This window comes from Streptomyces maremycinicus, from assembly GCF_001184025.1.
GTDB classification, from domain to species: Bacteria; Actinomycetota; Actinomycetes; order Streptomycetales; family Streptomycetaceae; genus Streptomyces; species Streptomyces maremycinicus.
Genome location: NZ_BBYG01000013.1, coordinates 242605 through 260900 on the forward strand (window position 1 = coordinate 242605; position 18296 = coordinate 260900).

Genomic DNA, 18296 nt, shown 5'->3' on the forward strand with positions numbered 1-18296 from the left:
GTCAGCCGAACTGCACGGACCGCTTCGCCATCCCCATCCAGAACCCGTCGATCACGGACCTCTGCGCGTCCAGCTCGCCGGACATCTCCGCCGCGCCCATCGTCACGAAGAGCGGGGCGAAGTGCTCGGTGCGCGGGTGGGCGTAGCGGCCGGCCGGGGCCTTGTGGAGGAAGTCCAGCAGGCCGTCCCAGTCGCGGCTCTCCAGCGCGCGCCGGCCCCAGTCGTCGAACTCCGAGGACCAGGTCGGCACTCCCCCGCCGGTGTGCCGCAGCGCGGCGAGGTTGTGGGTGAAGAACCCGGAACCGACGATCAGGACGCCCTCGTCACGCAGCGGCGCGAGCTTGCGGCCGATCTCCATCAGCTTCACGGGGTCCAGGGTCGGCATGGAGATCTGGAGGACCGGGATGTCGGCGGCCGGGAACATCTCGACGAGCGGCACGTAGGCGCCGTGGTCGAGCCCGCGGTCGGGGATGTCCTGTACGGGGGTACCAGGGGCGCGCAGCAGCTTCCGTACGCTCTCGGCGAGCTCGGGCGCGCCGGGGGCGCCGTACTTCACCCGGTAGTAGTGCTCGGGGAAGCCCCAGAAGTCGTAGACCAGGGGGACGGGGTCGACGGCGCCGAGGGCGAGGGGTGCCTCCTCCCAGTGGGCGGAGACCATCAGGATCGCCTTCGGGCGGGGCAGGTCGGCGGACCAGGCGGCGAGTTCGCCGGGCCAGATCGGGTCGTCCGCGAGGGGCGGGGCGCCATGGCTGAGGTAGAGCGCGGGCATGCGCTCCTGGGGGAGGGCACGCTCCTGAGCTGCGGCGGACATGGCGAATGCTCCTTCCGGGACCTCGGCCCCTGACTTCGGACGCTCCGGCTCGAACACATCTGGCTCGAACACATCTGGCTCCGATCCGGATCCGATCTGAATCCGAGCCGGTTCTGATCGCTCTCCGATCCAGATCGATCGGACTGCGATCCGAACCTGAGCCGACTCCGATCCGATCCGGTCCGGATCCGAGTGCCCGGCACCGGGTGCTTCGCGGCGCTTGCTTGAAATCTAAAACGTCAACATCGCTCAGCCTATTCCCGATTGGTTTAAATTTCAAGGAGCAGACGTCTACAGTGGAGTCCATGACGAAGGCACCCGTATCCGCCGACGAGCCCCGGTGGCTCACCGCCGAGGAACAGCTCATCTGGCGCTCCTACGTGCACGCCACGACGCTCCTCGAAGATCACATGGACCGTCAGCTCCAGCGTGAAGCGGGTATGCCGCACATCTACTACGGCCTGCTCGTCAAGCTCGCCGAGTCCACCGACCGGCGACTGCGGATGACCGAGCTGGCCAAGTACGCGAAGATCACCCGATCCCGGCTCTCCCACGCCATCGCCCGGCTGGAGAAGAACGGCTGGGTGCGCCGGGAGGAGTGCGACTCCGACAAGCGCGGCCAGTTCGCCGTACTGACCGAGCAGGGCCTGGAAGTGCTGAGGCGCGCCGCGCCGGGCCATGTCGCCGTCGTACGCCACGCGGTGTTCGACCGCCTCACCCCGGAACAGCAGAAGTCCCTCGGCGAGATCATGCAGATCGTCGCCGAGGGACTTCAGCCTGATGAAGCGGGTGCGGACCTGCCCTGGCTCCGCTAGTGCCGTCCGTTCCGGCCGTTCCGGCCGTCCCATTGGAACCGTAGGCCTGTCAGGCCCGGTGGATCCGGTCGGCCCGTCAGGGGACCCGGTGGATCCGGTCGGCCCGCCGGATCAGTGGCCGGGCCCGTGGCCGGGTCACTGACGGTCGGGTCAGTGGACCATCACCGGCACCGCGGCGTCCTCGCCGTCCTCCGCTCCCGAGCCCGCGACCGCGCCCATGTCCGGCTTGCCGGCGTTGACGAGGGTCAGGGCGATGGTGGCGGCGGCGACCAGGATGCCGACGGCGAACCAGATGGCGCTGGTGTAGCCGTGCACCATGCCCTCCAGCTGCACCAGCTGCTGCTGGGGCTTGGTGGTGGCGCCCGCGACGTGGTCCTTGATGTACGAGGTCGTCGCGGACGCGGCGATCGTGTTCAGCAGAGCGGTGCCGATCGCGCCGCCCACCTGCTGCGAGGTGTTGACCATCGCGGAGGCGACACCGGCGTCACGCGGCTCGATGCCGTACGTGGCCAGGGACATGGCCGGCATGAACGCCGTACCCATACCGAGGCCGAGCAGCAGCATCGCCGGCATCAGCACGGCCGCGTACGAGGAGTCGATCTCCAGCCGGGTCAGCAGCAGCATGCCGAGGGCGGCGACCAGGAAGCCGGGGCCCATCAGCAGGCGCGGGGCGACCCGGGTCATGAGCCGCGTGCCGATCTGGGTGGAGCCGGTGATCATGCCCGCGATCATCGGGAGGAAGGCGAAACCGGTCTTGACCGGCGTGTAGCCCTTCACGATCTGGAGGTAGTAGGTCAGGAAGAGGAACAGACCGAACATCGAGATGATCGCGAGACCGAGGGAGAGGTAGATCCCGCCGCGGTTGCGCTCGGTGATCACGCGCAGCGGCAGCAGCGGCGCCTTGACCTTCGACTCGACGATCACGAAGGCGGCCAGCAGCACGGCGGACGCGACGAACATGCCGATCGTGACGGAGTCGCTCCAGCCCTCGGACTCGGCGCGGGTGAAGCCGTAGACCAGGGAGACCAGGCCGAGGGTGGACAGGATGACGCCCGGGATGTCGAGAGCGGAACGGTTGCGGCCGCCCTCGGGCTCACGGATGACGAAGTAGGCACCGGCCGCGGCGATGATCGCGAACGGGATGTTCACGAAGAACGTCCAGCGCCAGTCCAGGTACTCGGTGAGGAATCCGCCGAGGATGAGACCGACGGCGCCGCCACCACCGGCGATCGCGCCGTAGATGCCGAAGGCCTTGGCGCGCTCCTTGGCGTCCGTGAACATCACGGCGAGCAGGGAGAGCGCGGCGGGCGCGAGCAGGGCGCCGAACGCGCCTTGCAGGGCGCGGGCACCGAACATCATCGCCTCGTTGGCGGCGGCACCGCCGAGCGCGGAGGCCGCGGCGAAGCCGCCCAGGCCGACGACGAAGGCACGCTTGCGGCCCCACAGGTCGGCTATACGGCCGCCGAAGAGCAGCAGACCGCCGAAGGCGAGGGCGTAGGCGGTGACGATCCACTGCCGGTTGCCGTCGGAGATGCCCAGGTCCTGCTGGGCGGAAGGCATCGCGATGTTCACGATGGTGGCGTCGAGGACGACCATCAGCTGGGCGAGGGCGATGAACGCCAGCGCCTTCCAGCGATTGGCGTCCGGGCCACCCGTCTTACCGGGGGCCTTGAGGGCTGTTTCAGACATGGGGATACCCGCTTCGGGACTTCGTGACGGAAAAGAAGTGAGGTAAGGGGCGGCTCGTCAGCACTGACGGGCCGTTCGAGGCAAGGTGAGGGCGGCCGAGGGCCGTCGGGGGCCATCACGGGCCCTCAGGAGTCACCGCGGACCGGCGGCCACCGGTGAGGGCGATGACGACTGCTGCTGCGGTTCGACGAACCGGTGGTTCAGGGCTGGCGCAGATCCTCCATGGTCACGGCGGTACCCGGCAGGACCGAAGGGGCCGGGGCCCGCAGTCCGTCGAGGAACAGCTGAAGGTGGCGGTGGACGAACCGGTCGGCGTTCAGGCAGCCGGTACCGGCCGGGGGCCGGCTGAGCTGGGCCACCGCGATCATCACGTCCCCCACGCCGACGTCGGGCCTGAGCTGCCCGGCCGCCTTCGCGCGGTCCATGACCTCCTCGATGATCCGCTCGACCCGTTCGCGCGCGGCTTCGAGGTCGGGGTGGTGCTCGTCGAAGGTGCTGGAGATCATCGGGCACAGTGCGCTGAGCCGCTCCTCCGCGGAGGCGTGCACGAACCTCTCCAGCGCCCCGAACGCGTCGTGCTCGGCGAGGGCGATCTGTCCGGCCTGGGCCATGCGGCCCAGCACGGAGCAGACGACCTCGCGCACCAGCGCGTCACGATCGGGGAAGTTGCGGTACACCGTGGCATTGCCGACGCCGGCCCGGCGGGCGATCTCGTCGAGCGGCACATCGGGACCGAACTCGACGAACATCTCGCGGGCGGCGGTGACGATCCGCTCCCGGTTACGCAGAGCGTCGGCACGGGGCCGGGCCACCTTACGCACGGTGGGGGTAGCGGTCGCGGTCTGCACGGCGCACTCCTTCTGACGTTTCGAGACTGAGGGCGATCCGGGGATCGACTCCCCGTTTCGCTCGGACACATGGCTAAACGGGGATGGCATCCCCGGTTATTTCCCAAACCCAGAAGTTTCTGGATGTGACCTGAGTCACATCGGCGTGGGTGCGGATGCCGGCCCTCCCGGAGCCGGACTGCGCGGCCACCCCCGGGCAGACAGAAACGCTCACGACCAGGTGATGCGCGCCCCCGAGGGGGCCCCGAGCGGACCCCCCGAGCAGGAGCGCGGGAGAGCAGGACCGAACGACCAGGCAGCCCGAAATGAGGCCGCCGGGACCGTACCGGCCGGTAATCCACGATCGGTCTCCTCCAGCGCGCGCCCGCCCGCACCCCGTCGGAGGGTGATCGAAAGGGTGCAGCCGGTGACCGGGGGCTGCCTGGAGCGAAAGGCCCCTGCATGCAGCCGCAGCCCCTGCGCACCTCCCCGGCCCGCGCAGGCGAGCCACAGCGCCGTCGGATACGCCCGCGCCGCGTCGCCGCCCTCGCCTCGGTCTCCGTGCTGACGCTCGCGGTCAGCACGTCGGCCGGTTCGGGGCACCTCGCGCCGGCCCCCGGCGCCACGACGGCCGGCGCGGGGCCCGTCTCCGTGTCCCGCTCCTCCGCCCTCGCCCCCTGCATGATCAACGGCCGGGCCACCGTCCAGATGTCCGAGGGCGTGCCCACACCCGGCGGCTACTCCCGCTCCACCGGCACCGTCCGCGCCCTCACCCTGATGATCGACTTCTCCGACGCGCCCGGCCGGGGCAGCGCGCTGAGCCGCTACCGCGAGTTCTTCCCGCAGACCGAGGACTGGTTCCGCACGGCGTCCTACGGCCGCCTCGACTACCGCGCCGAGACACCGATCCGTCGCTGGCTGCGCATGCCCAAGCCGTTCCGCGAGTACGGCATAGAGCGCGGCGCGCCCTTCGACCCCGGCTACCGCGAACTCGTCCAGGACATCGTTGCAGCCGCCGACCCGACAGTGGACTTCCGGTCGTACGACCTCCTTAACGTCCTGGTCACCCCGAACGCGGGCCCCTCCGCGCTCGACACGGTCCTCTCGGTGACGTTCGCCGGCAACGCGGAGGCGCCGATCGCCGACGGCGTGACCGTGGCGAACGCGTCCTTCGTCTACTCCCGCCAGGACGACGGCTCCGGCTCCTACGGCCGCACGGGCTACCGCGTCCTCCCGCACGAGAACGGCCACGTCTTCGGCCTGCCCGACCTCTACACCCAGGAGGGCGGAGGCGCCGTCGGCCACTGGGACATCATGAGCGAGGACTGGGGTGCCAACAACGACCTGCTCGGCTGGCACAAGTGGAAACTGGGCTGGCTGGACGCCTCCCAGATCGCGTGCGCGGCGTCACCGGGGACGACGGAGTACCCGCTGACCCCGCTGTCCCGCACGGCAGGCCCGAAGCTGGTCTTCGTCCCGTTGAACGGCCGCACCGGTTACGCCGTCGAACTGCGCGCCCGAGGCGGCAACGACGAGACGGTGTGCCGTCCGGGCGTCCTCATCTACAAGGTCGACGCGGACGTCGACACCGGCATGGGCCCGGTCACGGTCTACGACTCCCGCACCGACAGCGGCGGCTGCACCCGCAGCCCCAACGTCCACGCGGAGCTCTCCGACGCACCCTTCGCGCCGGGCGAGACGTTCAAGGATCCCAAGAGGGACATCCGGATCTCGGTGGTGTCGGCGGACCTGAAGGGCGACTACCGCGTACGGGTGAGCCGGGGGTAGCCGACCGGCACGTACGGCCCGCGGGGGGATCGGAGCTACCGTAGGCCTGCCGCCACGCCGTACGACCACACACGGGAACGCCGACGGGCGCGGGCAGACGTGCACACGGACTCGTACACGTAACCCTGCACGCACGCACGCGCGCGCGCGTGAACCCGTCCGCCCGACACCACGACCACCACAACCCGTCAGCCACCACCCACCCCAAACACCCCACCACCGCCGCACGCAGCCAGCCGCCCGCCTCGTCACCCCGTACCGGAGAACCCGCAGCCATGTCCGCGAAGACGACCGCATCCAGCCCGGCCCCGCCCCCGGAGCCAGAGCCGGCGCGGCAGACGGGGCAAGCGCCGGAGCCAGGGCAGACGCCGGAGCCAGAACAGGCGCCGGAGTCTGGGCAGGCGCCGGAGTCAGGGCAAGCGCCGGAGTCAGGGCAAGCGCCGGAGTCAGGGCAAGCGTCGCAGCCAGAGCAGGCGCCGGAGTCAGGGCAGGCGCCGGAGTCAGGGCAGGCGCCGGAGTCTGGGCAGGCGCCGGCGGAGGCGGTCTCGCCGCTGATCCGCGGGGTCGCCGTGTTGCGGCGGCTGACCGAGGCGGGCGGCACGACGAGCCTGAGCGGACTGGAACGCTCCACCGGCCTCGCCCGTTCCACGGTGGACCGCATCACCGCGACCCTCACCCGCATGGGATACGTCCGTCTCGACGGCCGTGACGCGACCCTGACCCCCCAGGTCATGGAACTGGGCAACGCCTACCTGGCCGCGCTGCGCCTGCCCGCGCTGCTGTCGGCCCGTGCGGACCGCCTGGCCGACGAACTCGACGAGTCCGTGTCCCTGGCGGTCGCCGACCACGACGGCATCCGCTTCATCCACCAGGCGACCCGCCGCCGCGCGATGTCCCTGAGCTTCCGCATCGGCGACCTGCTCCCCGCCGAACGCACCGCGCCCGGCCCGCTGTTCGCGACGGAGTGGACGGACGAGGAGTGGCAGTCCTGGCGCGCCCGCAGGACGAGGGACCCGCGGAACCGCGACTTCCCGACGGTGCCGCCGCCACCCGCGGGGAACGCGTGGAGCGACGAGGAGTTCACCCGCAGGACCGCGCGCGCGGCGCAGGAGAGCTGCGCCCTGGACGACGAGTTGATCGAACCGGGTCTCGTCGCGGTCTCCGTCCCGGTACGGGATCCGCGCACCGCCCGGATCGCGTGCGTGGCGAGCGTCGTCAGCCATACGAGCCGGCACACGTCGGCGGACCTGCGCGAGACGCTCCTGCCCCGCCTCCGGCTGGCCGTGGCGGCGATGGAGGAGGACCTGCGCCGGGCGCCGCGCCCCGAGCCGGGCCCGCCACCCGCGGGCCTTGCGACCTGGACGGGCGCGTCGAAGCAGGAACTCGGCCGCGGGTTCATCGAGTCCCTGGCCCGGGGCCTGACCGTCCTGGCGGCGTTCGACGAGGGCAGGGCGGAGCTGACCCTCACGGAGATCGCGAAGGCGACCGGCCTGGCGAGGGCGACGGCCCGCCGCGCCCTGATCACCTACGAGCACCTGGGCCTGGTGACCCCCACCCCCCACCGCGCGTTCGCCCTCACGCCCCAGGTCCTCTCCCTCGGCTTCCCGCCCCTCTCCCGGACGTCCCTCCCCCGCATCGCGGCTCCGCACCTGACGGCGCTGACGGACGCCGTCCAGGAGACGACGTCCCTGGCGGTCCTGACCGAACGGGGCGACGAGATCCAGTACACGGCCCGGGCGACCGCGACCCACGTCATGAGCGTCGACATCGCGGTGGGCACCCGGCTCCCGGCCCCGTCCACCGCCATGGGCCGCCTCCTGCTGACCGACCCCTCGGCCGCGGAGCCCTACACGCTCATCGAGGAGGAACAGGAACAGGGCGTGCGCGCGATCGCGGTCCCGATCCACGACCGGGAGGGCCGGGTGATCGCCGCCCTCGACGCGGCGACCCACGTCGCCCGCCGCACGGCCGAGCAGTGCGTCGACGACATCCTCCCGGCGCTCCGCGCCACCGCGACCCACATCGAGACAGACCTCCACACAGCATCCCGCTTCACCCACGTCCCCCTGACCTGACCCCCACACCCCCCAACCCGAATCCGGTACGCTGACGCCTGTGACCCACAGGGCCACGTCCCGCCTTCGTAGCTCAGGGGATAGAGCACCGCTCTCCTAAAGCGGGTGTCGCAGGTTCGAATCCTGCCGGGGGCACCAGGTCGGAAGGGGGTCACCTCCGGATTTCCGGAGGTGACCCCCTTCTGTGCGCCCGTCCAGGGGCACCATGCTTGCGTCCGGCTGCGTGGTGCGGTTGTTGCTGCTCAGTGGAGTTGTTCGGCCAGGCCGATGATGATGCCCTCCGGGCCGCGGAGGTAGCAGAGCAGGTAGCTGTCCTCGAACCGGGCGATCTCGCCGACGAGTTCGGCGCCGTGCGGGCGCAGGCGGGCGACGGTGTCCTCGATGTCGTCGACGGCGTACATCACGCGGTGCGTGCCCAGGATGTTGTGGGGCTGATCGCGCTGTCCGGCGCTGATCGCCGCGGGGCTGCGGTACCTCGCCAGCTCGAGCCGGCTGTGACCGTCCGGGGTGCGGACCATCGCGATGTCGCAGTGGACGCCGTCGAGTCCGGTGCACTGGTCGGCGACGCGGCCCTGGACCTCCGCCCTGCCCTCGAGCTCCAGACCGAGTTCCACGAAGAACGCGATGGCGGCGTCCAGGTCCTCGACGACGATGCCGACGTTGTCCATCCGCTGAATCGCCATGCTGGTGTCTCCTTCTTCCTCCCGCGGCCGGTGGTGGCCGCTGATGTCCCTGGGACGGAGCCGGTGGCCCGTTCTCGACATCCGCGGGCACCGGAACTCCGGACGACGGACGACGGATTCCGGACGACGGATTCCGGACTCCGGAGGCATGCGGTCGCCCCGGATGTCCGGCGGGATCGGTCCAGCCGGTGGGTCTCGGTTCCTCTGATCACATCAGCCCCGCTCCGCCGTGTCACTACGATCACGGGCCACAGGAGCGGGGCGCGTGCTCCGCACAAGCCGCTGCTGCTCCTGTATGCCCTCGGGCGGTTCCAGGAGGACGCGGGCCGCGGGCTGCGGGCTGCGGGCTGCGGGCTGCGGTACAGCGTGGTGGAGGAGGACCTTCACGGCTGTTGCCGAGTACGGGCCGCCGAACAGGACGACGCCCGCCTGTCCGTTCCACCGGTGCCGGTCGGGCTGGAGCGGCGCATGTGCGCTGGTGGGCGTTCGACGGCCCGACGTCGGGGAGAACGGGCTGTGCCGGTGCTCACTGTGCTCACTGCACCACAAGCTCTTCGACAAGGGGGTCCTCGGCGTCGACGACGGGCACCGCGTCCTCGTCCCGTAGCGGTTCGTCGGTCACAGCCCCGCCGCGCGCGAGCACGTCACGGCGCTCGCCGGCCGTCCGCTCGTCGGCCCGCGGCCGGGGGCACGGCCCGTCGCGGCCGCCCACCGCGACCGGCACACCGGCCAGGTCTTCCACGGCGGCGCACGTCCGGCCACCGCTGTTCGAGCATCCGGGCGGCATCGGTCCGGGACCCGACGTGCCGTGCGGCCGCCCGTCGAGAGGACGGCTCCGGGGCGGCTTCGGGGCGGCCTCGGGGGGCCGGGTGTGGTCGGCCGGTGTTCGTCGCCGGTCGATCCGGTGCCCGGCTCCCCGAGGTCCGGTGGAGTGGTTCAGTACGGGTCGGTCAGTACTGTTCGGTCTCCACGAAACCCATGTCCGCGTTGTCGTCCGCGTCGAAGGCGGCGGCGGTCGGGTCGAATCCGGGCGGGCTGTCCTTCAGGCCCAGGCCCAGGCCGGCCAGCTTCGCCTTGACCTCGTCGATGGACTTCGCGCCGAAGTTGCGGATGTCCAGCAGGTCGGCCTCGGAGCGCGCGAGGAGCTCACCCACCGAGTGGACGCCCTCACGCTTGAGGCAGTTGTACGAGCGAACCGTGAGCTCGAGCTCCTCGATCGGCAGCGCGAGGTCGGCGGCGAGGGCGGCGTCCGTGGGGGACGGCCCCATGTCGATGCCCTCGGCGTCGATGTTCAGCTCGCGGGCGAGACCGAACAGCTCGACCAGCGTCTTGCCGGCGGAGGCCATGGCGTCACGCGGACGCATCGCCTGCTTGGTCTCGACGTCGACGATCAGCTTGTCGAAGTCGGTGCGCTGCTCGACACGGGTCGCCTCGACCTTGTAGGTGACCTTCAGCACGGGGCTGTAGATCGAGTCGACCGGGATGCGGCCGATCTCCTGGCCGAGCTGCTTGTTCTGCACGGCGGAGACGTAGCCGCGACCGCGCTCGACGGTCAGCTCCATCTCCAGCTTGCCCTTGCCGTTGAGCGTGGCGAGGACGAGGTCGGGGTTGTGCACCTCGACACCGGCCGGGGGCGCGATGTCGGCGGCGGTGACCAGACCCGGCCCCTGCTTGCGCAGGTACATGACGACCGGTTCGTCCTGCTCGCTGCTCACGACCAGCTGCTTGATGTTGAGGATCAGGTCGGTGACGTCCTCCTTGACCCCCGGCACGGTCGTGAACTCGTGCAGGATGCCGTCGACGCGGATGGACGTGACCGCCGCACCCGGGATCGAGGACAGGAGGGTCCGGCGGAGTGAGTTCCCGAGGGTGTAGCCGAAGCCCGGCTCCAGCGGCTCGATGACGAACCGGGAACGGAACTCGTCGACGACTTCTTCGGTCAGGGACGGACGCTGAGCGATCAGCACGAGGTATTGCCTCCAGTGGTTTGGCGCCCGCTATGTGACGCCGTAGCTACCACGAAGGGTACGGCGGTTCGGCCCCCGGCCGACGCACAGGCACTCGTCGCCTCGCCGGGAGGGCCCGGAGACCCGGCGGCAGGCCCGGTTCGATCACGGTCCGGGGCCTGCCGGCAAGGATCGGCGAGGAGTCGCGCGGTGGGCGCGTCAGCCGGAGGAAGGGGTCAGGCGGCGGTCCAGTACGGGCCCGTGGCGGTGCGGTGCACGAGGGTGACCGGGCTGGCGTCGGGCGTCCGCACCCGGAGCTGGAACCGCAGGTGTTTTCCGGCCGGGACGGTGCCGGACAGCGCGAACTGGTGGCCGCCGCCGCCGTGGCGGGTGACCGTCTGGTACGCCGACGGGTTCTTGCCCGAGGTGTCGGTGAGGTAGAAGCGGCCCTCGACGAGCGCGTCGTCCGGGGCCTCCTCCTCGAGGGAGACGTGCACCAGGGTGTTGTGCAGGCGCGGCCCGGAGTGGACGACCGGGTCCGTGAACGCCAGTCCGACCCACTCGCCGGAGGGCAGTTCGACGTCGGTGGTGTTCGACTCGTTCAGCATCGAGGGGTTGGGCACGGTGTCCTCCTGGCTCGGGACGGTCGGGGTGTCGGTGCCGGGGGCCTTGCGCAGTCGGGCGGCGACCCGGGCGCGGAAGTCGGCCATGCCGAAGCCGCGCGGGTCCGTCTTGGTGTTCGTCCACTCCTTGTGGCCGATCACGGAGGCGGCGGACCAGCCGTGCGCCCGGCACAGTGCGGCCGAGGCGCGGACCATGGCCTCCAGCTGGACCGCCGGCCAGGGGTCCTTGCCGTCGCCGAGGTTGACGCACTCGAAGCCGTAGAAACGGGCGTTGCCGTCGGTGTCGTTCTCGTTCGGCGCGGGCAGCGCCTTCTCGGCGATGACCGCTTTCAGTACGTCGCCGTCGCCGCTGCCCGCGTGGTTGGCGCGGCCCCAGCCGACGAGGTGCACGACGCCCCGCTTGTCGATGACGCCGTGGCACAGCGGTCCGGGGAGTCCGGCGTAGCCGTCGCGGCAGATCGCCACGGAGGCGGCCGTCCCGGACGTCACGGTGTGGTGGACGACCACGCCGGCGACCGGGCCCCACGCGCCGTGGCCCGCCCTGTTGTGGGTGCGCCAGCTGCCGACCTCGACGACGCTGACGCCCTCCGCCCTGAGGGCGGCGAGAACCCTGCTCGCGGTCAGGGGAGTTGCCATGGGTGGTTCCTTTCGGAGATGCCGTGCCTTTCCTGTTGCCCCGCCGGTCGGTTCGCCACCGTCGGACATCGCTGCCGGCCGGTCGGAGCGCGGTGATGGACAGTCAGCGTGGCGAGAACTCCCGGGTTCCCTGTTCTGGCGCCGCTCATAGCCGGACGGACGGACGCGTTCCGGTCCGTGGTCTCCGCGGCGGACCGACCTCGACGTTCGGGCGCCGTCCTGTCCGGAACGGACGCCTCGGGACCCGGAACGGGTGCGCCGACGCCTCATCTCGCGTGCACCGCGCGGTCGTTCGGGCGGACCGGCGTCTAGGGTCGTGCGGTGACGAGTAGCAGTGTGCGGCGCTCCCCCGACCAGCCTCCCGGCCAGGCCTCCGCTCCGGCCCCCGGCCAGGCCCCCGCTCCGGCCCCCGCCCGGGCCCCCGGCCGTGCCTCCGCCCAGGCCTCCTCCCCGGCCCCCGCTCCGGAGGTTGCGGACATCGCGGAGGGCGGCCGTCCGACGAGGCCCACGGGCGACTGGCAGGGACGGCTGCGTCGGTTCGGGTATGCCGTGCGGCCCCGGACCGATGTCAGGGAACGTCTGGTTCCGCCGTTTCCGGCGCCCGCGACCCGCTGGTGGGAGCTACTGCGCCTCGGTCCGGCCGGGGCGTACCGCGCCGCGAGGGTGATGGAGTGGCTGGGGCCGGTGCTCGTCACCGCGCTGGCCGCGGCGATCCGGTTCCGGCGGCTCGGGCAGCCGCGGGACCTCGTCTTCGACGAGACCTACTACGCCAAGGACGCCTGGGCGCTGCTGCGGCTCGGCTACGAGGGCACCTGGCCGGACCGCAGGACCGCCGACCCGGGGATCCTCGCGGACCCTCAGGTGATCCCGCTCTCCGACACCGGGGCGTTCGTGGCGCACCCGCCGACGGGGAAGTGGGTGATCGGCCTCGGCGAGTGGATGTTCGGTCTCACCCCGTTCGGCTGGCGCTTCATGACCGCCGTCCTGGGCACGCTGTCGGTGCTCATGCTGTGCCGCATCGGGCGTCGGCTGTTCCGGTCGACGGCGCTGGGCTGTCTGGCCGGTGCGCTGATGGCGCTGGACGGTCTGCACGTGGTGATGAGCCGTTCCGCGCTGCTGGACCTCGTCGTCATGTTCTTCGTGCTGGCCGCGTTCGGCTGTCTGCTGCTCGACCGGGACCACGCGCGGGCCCGGCTCGCGGCGGCCCTCCCGGTGGACGGGGACGGCCATGCGCGCCCCGACCGGGTCGTCGGCGAACGGACCGGGACCGGACCGCGTCCGTGGCGGCTCGCGGCCGGCGTCTTCCTGGGGCTGGCGGCCTCGACCAAGTGGAACGGCCTGTACTTCCTCGTCTTCCTCGTGGCCCTCACCCTGCTGTGGGACGTCGGCTCCCGCCGCGTGGCCGGGGCGGGGCGCCCCTACCGGGCGGTGCTGCGCAGGGACCTCGGTCCGTCGGTGCTGTCCGTCGTAACGGTGGCCGTCGTGACCTATCTGCTGGCCTGGACCGGCTGGTTCCGCTCCGACGGCGGATACGGACGGCACTGGGCGGACGGCCGCGGCGGCACCTGGGGGTGGATACCCGCCCCGCTCCGCAGCCTGTGGCACTACGAGTCCGGGGTCTACCGGTTCAACGTGGGACTCCACACCTGGCACCGGTACGAGTCGAACCCCTGGAGCTGGCTGGTGCTCGGCCGCCCGGTGCTCTTCGACTACCGGTCGCCGAAGGCCGGGCGGGACGGCTGCGACGCCACGGCGGACTGTGCCCAGGCCGTCCTCGCGCTCGGCACGCCGCTGCTGTGGTGGTCGGCGTGCTGCGCGCTGGTGTATCTGCTCTTCCGGTGGGCGCTGCGCCGGGACTGGCGGGCCGGCGCCGTCCTGTGCGCGGTGGCGGCCGGCTATCTGCCCTGGTTCCTGTACCAGGACCGCACGATCTTCTCGTTCTACGCGGTCGCCTTCGTGCCGTACCTGTGCCTGGCCGTGGCGATGACGCTGGGCGCGCTGCTGGGACCGCCGGGGTCGGACGACAGGCGCCGGGCGACGGGCGCGGTCGTCGCGGGCGGGCTGGTGCTGCTCATCGCCTGGAACTTCATCTATTTCTGGCCCGTGTACACCGGCCGAGCCGTCCCGGTCGGCGACTGGCGGGCGCGGATGTGGCTCGACACCTGGATCTAGCGACGGTCCCGCTGCCCCCTCCCTCCCCCTGCGGCCGCTACGGCCGCTACGGGCTCGGCGGTCGCAGCGGCCGGGAGGTGGGGGCCGTGACGGTCGTAGCGGCCTCGGGGCCCCGGGCCGGGGTTACTTGAGTTCGGCGTCCGTGTAGTAGCCGCCCGCGACCAGGACGTACTCGTAGTTGCTCTTGTCGACGGTCGTCGGCTGGAGCAGGTAGGCGGGCACGGCCTTGACGCCGTTGTCGTAGGCCCTTCTGTTGTTCACCTTCGGCGTCTTGCCGTTGAGTATGTCGTCGGCCATCTCGGCTGCGACCCCGGCGAGTTGACGCAGATCCTTGTAGACGGTCTGCGACTGCTCACCCGCGATGATCGACTTCACCGAGGCGAGTTCGGCGTCCTGCCCGGTGACGATCGGAAGGGGTTTGTCGCCGGAGCCGTAGCCGTCCGCCTTCAGCGCGTCGAGGACGCCGATGGAGATGCCGTCGTAGGGCGACAGGACGGCGTCGACCTTCTTGCTGCCGTACGCGTCGCCGAGGATGCCGTCCATGCGCTTCTTCGCGGTGGGGCCGTCCCAGCGCAGGGTGGTGACGTCCTTGAGCGCGGTCTGGCCGGACCTGACCACCAACTGCTTGGTGTCCAGGTACGGCTGGAGGAGGTGCATCGCGCCGTCGAAGAAGTACTTGGTGTTGTTGTCGTCGGGTGAACCGGCGAACAGCTCGATGTTGAAGGGGCCCGCGCCGTCCTCCAGACCGAGCTTGTCGATGATGTAACGGGCCTGGAACCGGCCCACCTGCTCGTTGTCGAAGGACACGTAGTAGTCGACGTTGTCGGTCCCGAGGATGAGCCGGTCGTAGGAGATCACCGGGATGTCCGCGTCGGCGGCCTTCTGGAGCACGCCGTTCAGCGACTTGTTGTCGATGGCCGCGATGATCAGCGCGTCGACGCCCTGCTCGATCAGGCCCTCGATCTGCGCGACCTGCGTCTTCGGGCTGTCCTCGCCGTACACCAGCTTGGTCCGGTAGCCGTCGGCCTTCAGGTCGTCGACGACGCTCTTGCCGTCGGTGAGCCAGCGCTCGGAGGCCTGGGTCGGCATGGCGATGCCGATGGTGCCGCCCTCGGAGCTGCCCTCGGAGCTGCCCCCGATGGTGTTGCCGCAGGCGGACAGCGTGAGGGTGAGAGAGACGGCTCCGGCGGTGGCGGCGAGGGCGGCTCTTCGGTTGCGCATGGGGATCGTTCCTCGTTCTTCTCGTCGTTGAGAGGACTGGGCGTGGCAAGGGGCTGTGGGGAAACCGGTGGAGCGAGCCGGACAGCCGGCGGGCGGGATCGGGCGATTCCGGGGGTGGGAGGCGCCGTGTCCGCCTGAGCGCGGTCGCGACGAGGGGGCGGGTCACGTTCCCTCAGGAGGCGCCGTGCGGTGGGGGGTCGGGGCGGTGGTGGGGGGTCGGGGCGCGGGTACCGGCCGGGATCGCGGTGGAGCGGTACGTCCCGCGGCGCGGAACCGCTCGGCGATCTCTTGGATCGGCGGGTGCCCGCGAGGCCTTCGGGGGCCCGGCGCAGCTGTTCATGGGCGGTGAACAGGCGGGGGATCACGTGGAACTGACTGACGATCGGATCGCCCCGCGCGTGGCGCGGGCCGGCGCGGGAGCGCCTCGGCGTCCGGTGGGACGGTGACGACGACGACGGCGGTACGGCCGGGTAAGTGGGGCTTTCCGACGCCGGTGGGCGAGCCCCCGGGGCGTACCGGTGCGTACGCCGGGCCGCGCCGGGGCGCGCCTGCCACGTATGCACTGATGTCGGTGGCGCGCAGGGCACTTGCCTTTCAGGCGTTCGAAATATCGTCACGTGGTCGGAATGGTGGCGTGACAATAAGAGGGGGCGTACGGGGTGTCAACGCTCCGAACAGAAACGGTTCCGGAAAGTGGTGGAGATCGCTTTCTTCTCCGGTGCAGGTCAGGGCAACGCCGACCAAGACGGGGCAGGGCGGACACCGCCGGGCCCGTCGGTCAGCGCAGCGTGAGCGGGGTCTCGACGGTGACCCGGGTCAGCTTCTCGGGGTTGCGGACGTAGTAGAGGCCGGTGATGCGGCCGTCCTCGACGCGGATCGCCATGACGCCGTCGTTCTCGCCGTCGAACCGCATGAGGAGCGCCGGGCTGCCGTTGACCAGGGTGGGGTGGCCGGTGAGGACGGCCTGGTTCCTGCCCGCGGTGGCGAGGATGAAGCGGGCCACCTTGTCGGCGCCGACGACGGGCCGTCGCGCGGCCTGTTTGACGCCGCCGCCGTCGTTGAGCATGACGACCTCGGGCGCGAGCACGTCGAGGAGGCTCTGGAGGTCCCCGGTGTCGAGCGCGTGCCGGAACGACTCCAGTACGGCCCGGGTCTCGCGCGCGGAGACCACCTCGCGGGGGCGGCGGGCGTCGACGTGCTTGCGGGCGCGGTGGGCGATCTGGCGGACGGCGGCGGGGCTCTTGTCGACGGCGGCCGCGATCTCGTCGTAGCCGACGTCGAAGGCCTCGCGCAGGACGAAGACGGCGCGTTCGGTGGGTGACAGGGTCTCCAGGACGAGCATCAGCGCCATCGACACGCTCTCGGCGAGTTCGACGTCCTGGGCCACGTCCGAGGCGGTGAGCAGCGGCTCCGGCAGCCAGGGGCCGATGTAGGCCTCCTTGCGGCGCGTGAGGGTGCGCAGCCGGTTGAGGGCCTGGCGGGTCGTGATCCGCACGAGGTAGGCGCGCCGGTCGCGGACCCGGTCGAGGTCGACGTCGACCCAGCGCAGCCAGGTCTCCTGGAGGACGTCCTCGGCGTCCGCCGCCGAGCCGAGCATCTCGTAGGCGACCGTGAAGAGGAGGTTGCGGTGGGCGACGAACGTGTCCGTCGCCGGATCGGCGGCGTCCTCGCGCATGGTTCGGCCTTTCCCTCTTCCTCACGGTCGGCCCTGGCTGCCGGTGGCCCCCAGGCGTGCGTCCGCACCGGGATCCATTCTCTCCCGGGCGGCCGCGCCCGCCCTGTCAGGCCGCCCGGTCGGCGGTGTCGGGGGTCTCACCGTGCCGCGCGCGCAGCAGCTGCCCGCGCTTGGCGTCCTTGACCCACCAGGTGCGCAGGCCGGGCTTGCGCGCCTCGTACGCCAGTTGCCACACGGTGCTCCTGCACACGAACTCCTTGAGCCTCCCGCCCAGCCGGCCGCCGAGGTGGAAAGCGACCGCGATGTCGTTCCTTCGGGCGAACTGGAAGACGCCGGAACGCCGTCCGAGACTCAGGCACTGGCCGGCGAACCCCACGTCGATGGACGCGGGCCGCTCACCGGCGATCCGGCTGAGGACCGTCTCGGTGGCCTGCGGACCGAGCTGGACCGCGGACTGGCAGCCCTGCCGGAACGGCAGGTCCGACGGTGCCGCGGAGTCCCCGGCCGCGACGATGCGCGGGTCGTCCACGCTGGTCAGGGTCTCGTCGGTGCGCAGGCGGCCCAGGGCGTCGGTGCTCAGCCCGCTGCGCGCGGCCAGGTCCGGCACACCGAACCCGGCGGTCCAGACGGTCACCTCGCTCGGCAGCTCACGGCCGTCGGCGAGCCGCACCGCCTCGCGGGTCACCTCCGTCACCAGGGTGTCGGGGCCGTCGAGCACGGTCACCCCGAGCGCCGCCAGCCGCCGGGCGACCGCACGGCGTCCCCGCGGGTGCAGATACGGGCCGAGCACGCCGCCGCAGACCAGGGTGACGGTGCGGCCCGTCTCCGCCAGCTCGGCGGCGGTCTCGATGCCGGCCGGACCGGCGCCGACCACCGTCACCGGTGCCGACACCGGCGCGGCGGCCAGGACCTGCCGCAGCCGCTCGGCCTCCTCCAGGGCGGCGAGCGGGTGGGCGTGCTCCGCGGCGCCGGGCACCCGCGGGGCGGCGCTGCCGCTGCCCACGGCGTAGATCAGGTAGTCGTAGCCGAGCGTGCCGCCCGACGCGAGCGTCACCTGGCGACCGGCGGCGTCGATCCTGGTCACGGTGTCGACCGTCAGCCGGACGCGGTCGGCCAGGACCTTCGCGTAGTCGACGACCGCGTCGTCGGACCCGCCCACCAGCTGGTGCAGGCGGATCCGCTCGACGAAGGTCCGGCGCGGGTTGACCAGCGTCACGGTCACGTCCTCGCGCTGCGTCAGGCGGTTGGCCGCCATCACGCCGGCGTATCCGCCGCCGATCACGACGACTTCGGTGTTCTCGGCCATGACGTCTCCTCCATGTTCGGTGGTTCGGC

Annotated in this window: 13 protein-coding genes, 1 tRNA gene and 1 pseudogene; 6 read left to right on the forward strand and 9 right to left on the reverse strand. The window is 71.5% G+C overall.

What is annotated here, in order from left to right; genetic code table 11:
- Position 1: 1 nt before the first annotated feature.
- Positions 2-811 (reverse strand): dioxygenase family protein, encoded by an 810-nt coding sequence (locus AOQ37_RS16760; protein ID WP_062645335.1) that lies wholly within the window; start codon positions 809-811, stop codon positions 2-4.
- 305 nt (positions 812-1116) lie between these two features.
- On the opposite strand from AOQ37_RS16760, the gene AOQ37_RS16765 reads away from it, so the two are divergent.
- Positions 1117-1626, forward strand: coding sequence for a MarR family winged helix-turn-helix transcriptional regulator (locus tag AOQ37_RS16765; RefSeq protein ID WP_062645582.1), 510 nt, complete (start codon positions 1117-1119; stop codon positions 1624-1626).
- A gap of 150 nt (positions 1627-1776) precedes the next feature.
- Here the strand turns inward: AOQ37_RS16765 and AOQ37_RS16770 are convergent, their stop codons facing one another.
- Both AOQ37_RS16770 and AOQ37_RS16775 read right to left on the reverse strand, forming a co-directional pair.
- On the reverse strand, positions 1777-3315 hold the full coding sequence (locus tag AOQ37_RS16770; RefSeq protein WP_062645336.1) for an MFS transporter: 1539 nt from the start codon (positions 3313-3315) through the stop codon (positions 1777-1779).
- Positions 3316-3515: 200 nt separating this feature from the next.
- Positions 3516-4163 (reverse strand): TetR/AcrR family transcriptional regulator, encoded by a 648-nt coding sequence (locus AOQ37_RS16775; RefSeq protein WP_062645337.1) that lies wholly within the window; start codon positions 4161-4163, stop codon positions 3516-3518.
- Between the two features lie 441 nt (positions 4164-4604).
- On the opposite strand from AOQ37_RS16775, the gene AOQ37_RS16780 reads away from it, so the two are divergent.
- From AOQ37_RS16780 to AOQ37_RS16790, 3 genes are all read left to right on the forward strand, one after another.
- Positions 4605-5930 carry a M6 family metalloprotease domain-containing protein gene (locus AOQ37_RS16780; protein WP_062645338.1) on the forward strand — a complete coding sequence of 442 codons (1326 nt, stop codon included), beginning with the start codon at positions 4605-4607 and terminating at the stop codon, positions 5928-5930.
- A 569-nt stretch (positions 5931-6499) separates the two neighbouring features.
- Entirely contained in the window at positions 6500-8005 is a 1506-nt protein-coding gene (locus tag AOQ37_RS16785) for an IclR family transcriptional regulator domain-containing protein (protein ID WP_234436921.1), read from the forward strand.
- Positions 8006-8067: 62 nt separating this feature from the next.
- Positions 8068-8143, forward strand: a tRNA-Arg gene (locus AOQ37_RS16790).
- A 104-nt stretch (positions 8144-8247) separates the two neighbouring features.
- Here AOQ37_RS16790 and AOQ37_RS16795 read toward each other — a convergent pair.
- Positions 8248-8688, reverse strand: a complete 441-nt coding sequence (locus AOQ37_RS16795; protein ID WP_062645339.1) for a VOC family protein — start codon at positions 8686-8688, stop codon at positions 8248-8250.
- A 240-nt stretch (positions 8689-8928) separates the two neighbouring features.
- On the opposite strand from AOQ37_RS16795, the pseudogene AOQ37_RS41320 reads away from it, so the two are divergent.
- A pseudogene (locus tag AOQ37_RS41320) lies at positions 8929-9454 on the forward strand (phosphorothioated DNA-binding restriction endonuclease family protein); the annotation flags it as partial.
- Positions 9455-9638: 184 nt separating this feature from the next.
- On the opposite strand, the gene AOQ37_RS16805 reads toward AOQ37_RS41320, so the two are convergent.
- The gene (locus AOQ37_RS16805; protein ID WP_062645341.1) at positions 9639-10655 is read right to left on the reverse strand and encodes a DNA-directed RNA polymerase subunit alpha; all 1017 of its coding nucleotides are present in this window, start codon (positions 10653-10655) and stop codon (positions 9639-9641) included.
- A gap of 215 nt (positions 10656-10870) precedes the next feature.
- The gene (locus tag AOQ37_RS16810) at positions 10871-11893 is read right to left on the reverse strand and encodes an N-acetylmuramoyl-L-alanine amidase (protein ID WP_062645342.1); all 1023 of its coding nucleotides are present in this window, start codon (positions 11891-11893) and stop codon (positions 10871-10873) included.
- A 477-nt stretch (positions 11894-12370) separates the two neighbouring features.
- Here AOQ37_RS16810 and AOQ37_RS16815 point away from each other — a divergent pair, with 477 nt between their 5' ends.
- Entirely contained in the window at positions 12371-14065 is a 1695-nt protein-coding gene (locus AOQ37_RS16815) for a dolichyl-phosphate-mannose--protein mannosyltransferase (protein ID WP_199825043.1), read from the forward strand.
- A gap of 123 nt (positions 14066-14188) precedes the next feature.
- On the opposite strand, the gene chvE is transcribed toward AOQ37_RS16815, so the two are convergent.
- The 3 genes from chvE to AOQ37_RS16830 all read right to left on the reverse strand — a co-directional run bounded on the left by chvE (position 14189) and on the right by AOQ37_RS16830 (position 18267).
- Positions 14189-15286, reverse strand: coding sequence for a multiple monosaccharide ABC transporter substrate-binding protein (chvE, locus tag AOQ37_RS16820; RefSeq protein ID WP_062645343.1), 1098 nt, complete (start codon positions 15284-15286; stop codon positions 14189-14191).
- A 778-nt stretch (positions 15287-16064) separates the two neighbouring features.
- A complete protein-coding gene (locus tag AOQ37_RS16825) occupies positions 16065-16961 on the reverse strand; it encodes an RNA polymerase sigma-70 factor (RefSeq protein WP_062645344.1) in 897 nt (298 codons plus the stop codon).
- A 106-nt stretch (positions 16962-17067) separates the two neighbouring features.
- Positions 17068-18267, reverse strand: coding sequence for an NAD(P)/FAD-dependent oxidoreductase (locus tag AOQ37_RS16830; RefSeq protein ID WP_062645345.1), 1200 nt, complete (start codon positions 18265-18267; stop codon positions 17068-17070).
- Between the last annotated feature and the right edge of the window lie 29 nt (positions 18268-18296).

Bases quoted from the DNA above. Each gene is read 5' to 3' on its own strand.
- AOQ37_RS16760 (WP_062645335.1), bottom strand. From the start codon at position 811: ATGTCCGCCGCAGCTCAGGAGCGTGCCCTCCCCCAGGAGCGCATGCCC.
- AOQ37_RS16765 (WP_062645582.1), top strand. From the start codon at position 1,117: ATGACGAAGGCACCCGTATCCGCCGACGAGCCCCGGTGGCTCACCGCC.
- AOQ37_RS16770 (WP_062645336.1), bottom strand. From the start codon at position 3,315: ATGTCTGAAACAGCCCTCAAGGCCCCCGGTAAGACGGGTGGCCCGGAC.
- AOQ37_RS16780 (WP_062645338.1), top strand. From the start codon at position 4,605: ATGCAGCCGCAGCCCCTGCGCACCTCCCCGGCCCGCGCAGGCGAGCCA.
- AOQ37_RS16795 (WP_062645339.1), bottom strand. From the start codon at position 8,688: ATGGCGATTCAGCGGATGGACAACGTCGGCATCGTCGTCGAGGACCTG.
- AOQ37_RS16810 (WP_062645342.1), bottom strand. From the start codon at position 11,893: ATGGCAACTCCCCTGACCGCGAGCAGGGTTCTCGCCGCCCTCAGGGCG.
- chvE (WP_062645343.1), bottom strand. From the start codon at position 15,286: ATGCGCAACCGAAGAGCCGCCCTCGCCGCCACCGCCGGAGCCGTCTCT.
- AOQ37_RS16825 (WP_062645344.1), bottom strand. From the start codon at position 16,961: ATGCGCGAGGACGCCGCCGATCCGGCGACGGACACGTTCGTCGCCCAC.
- AOQ37_RS16830 (WP_062645345.1), bottom strand. From the start codon at position 18,267: ATGGCCGAGAACACCGAAGTCGTCGTGATCGGCGGCGGATACGCCGGC.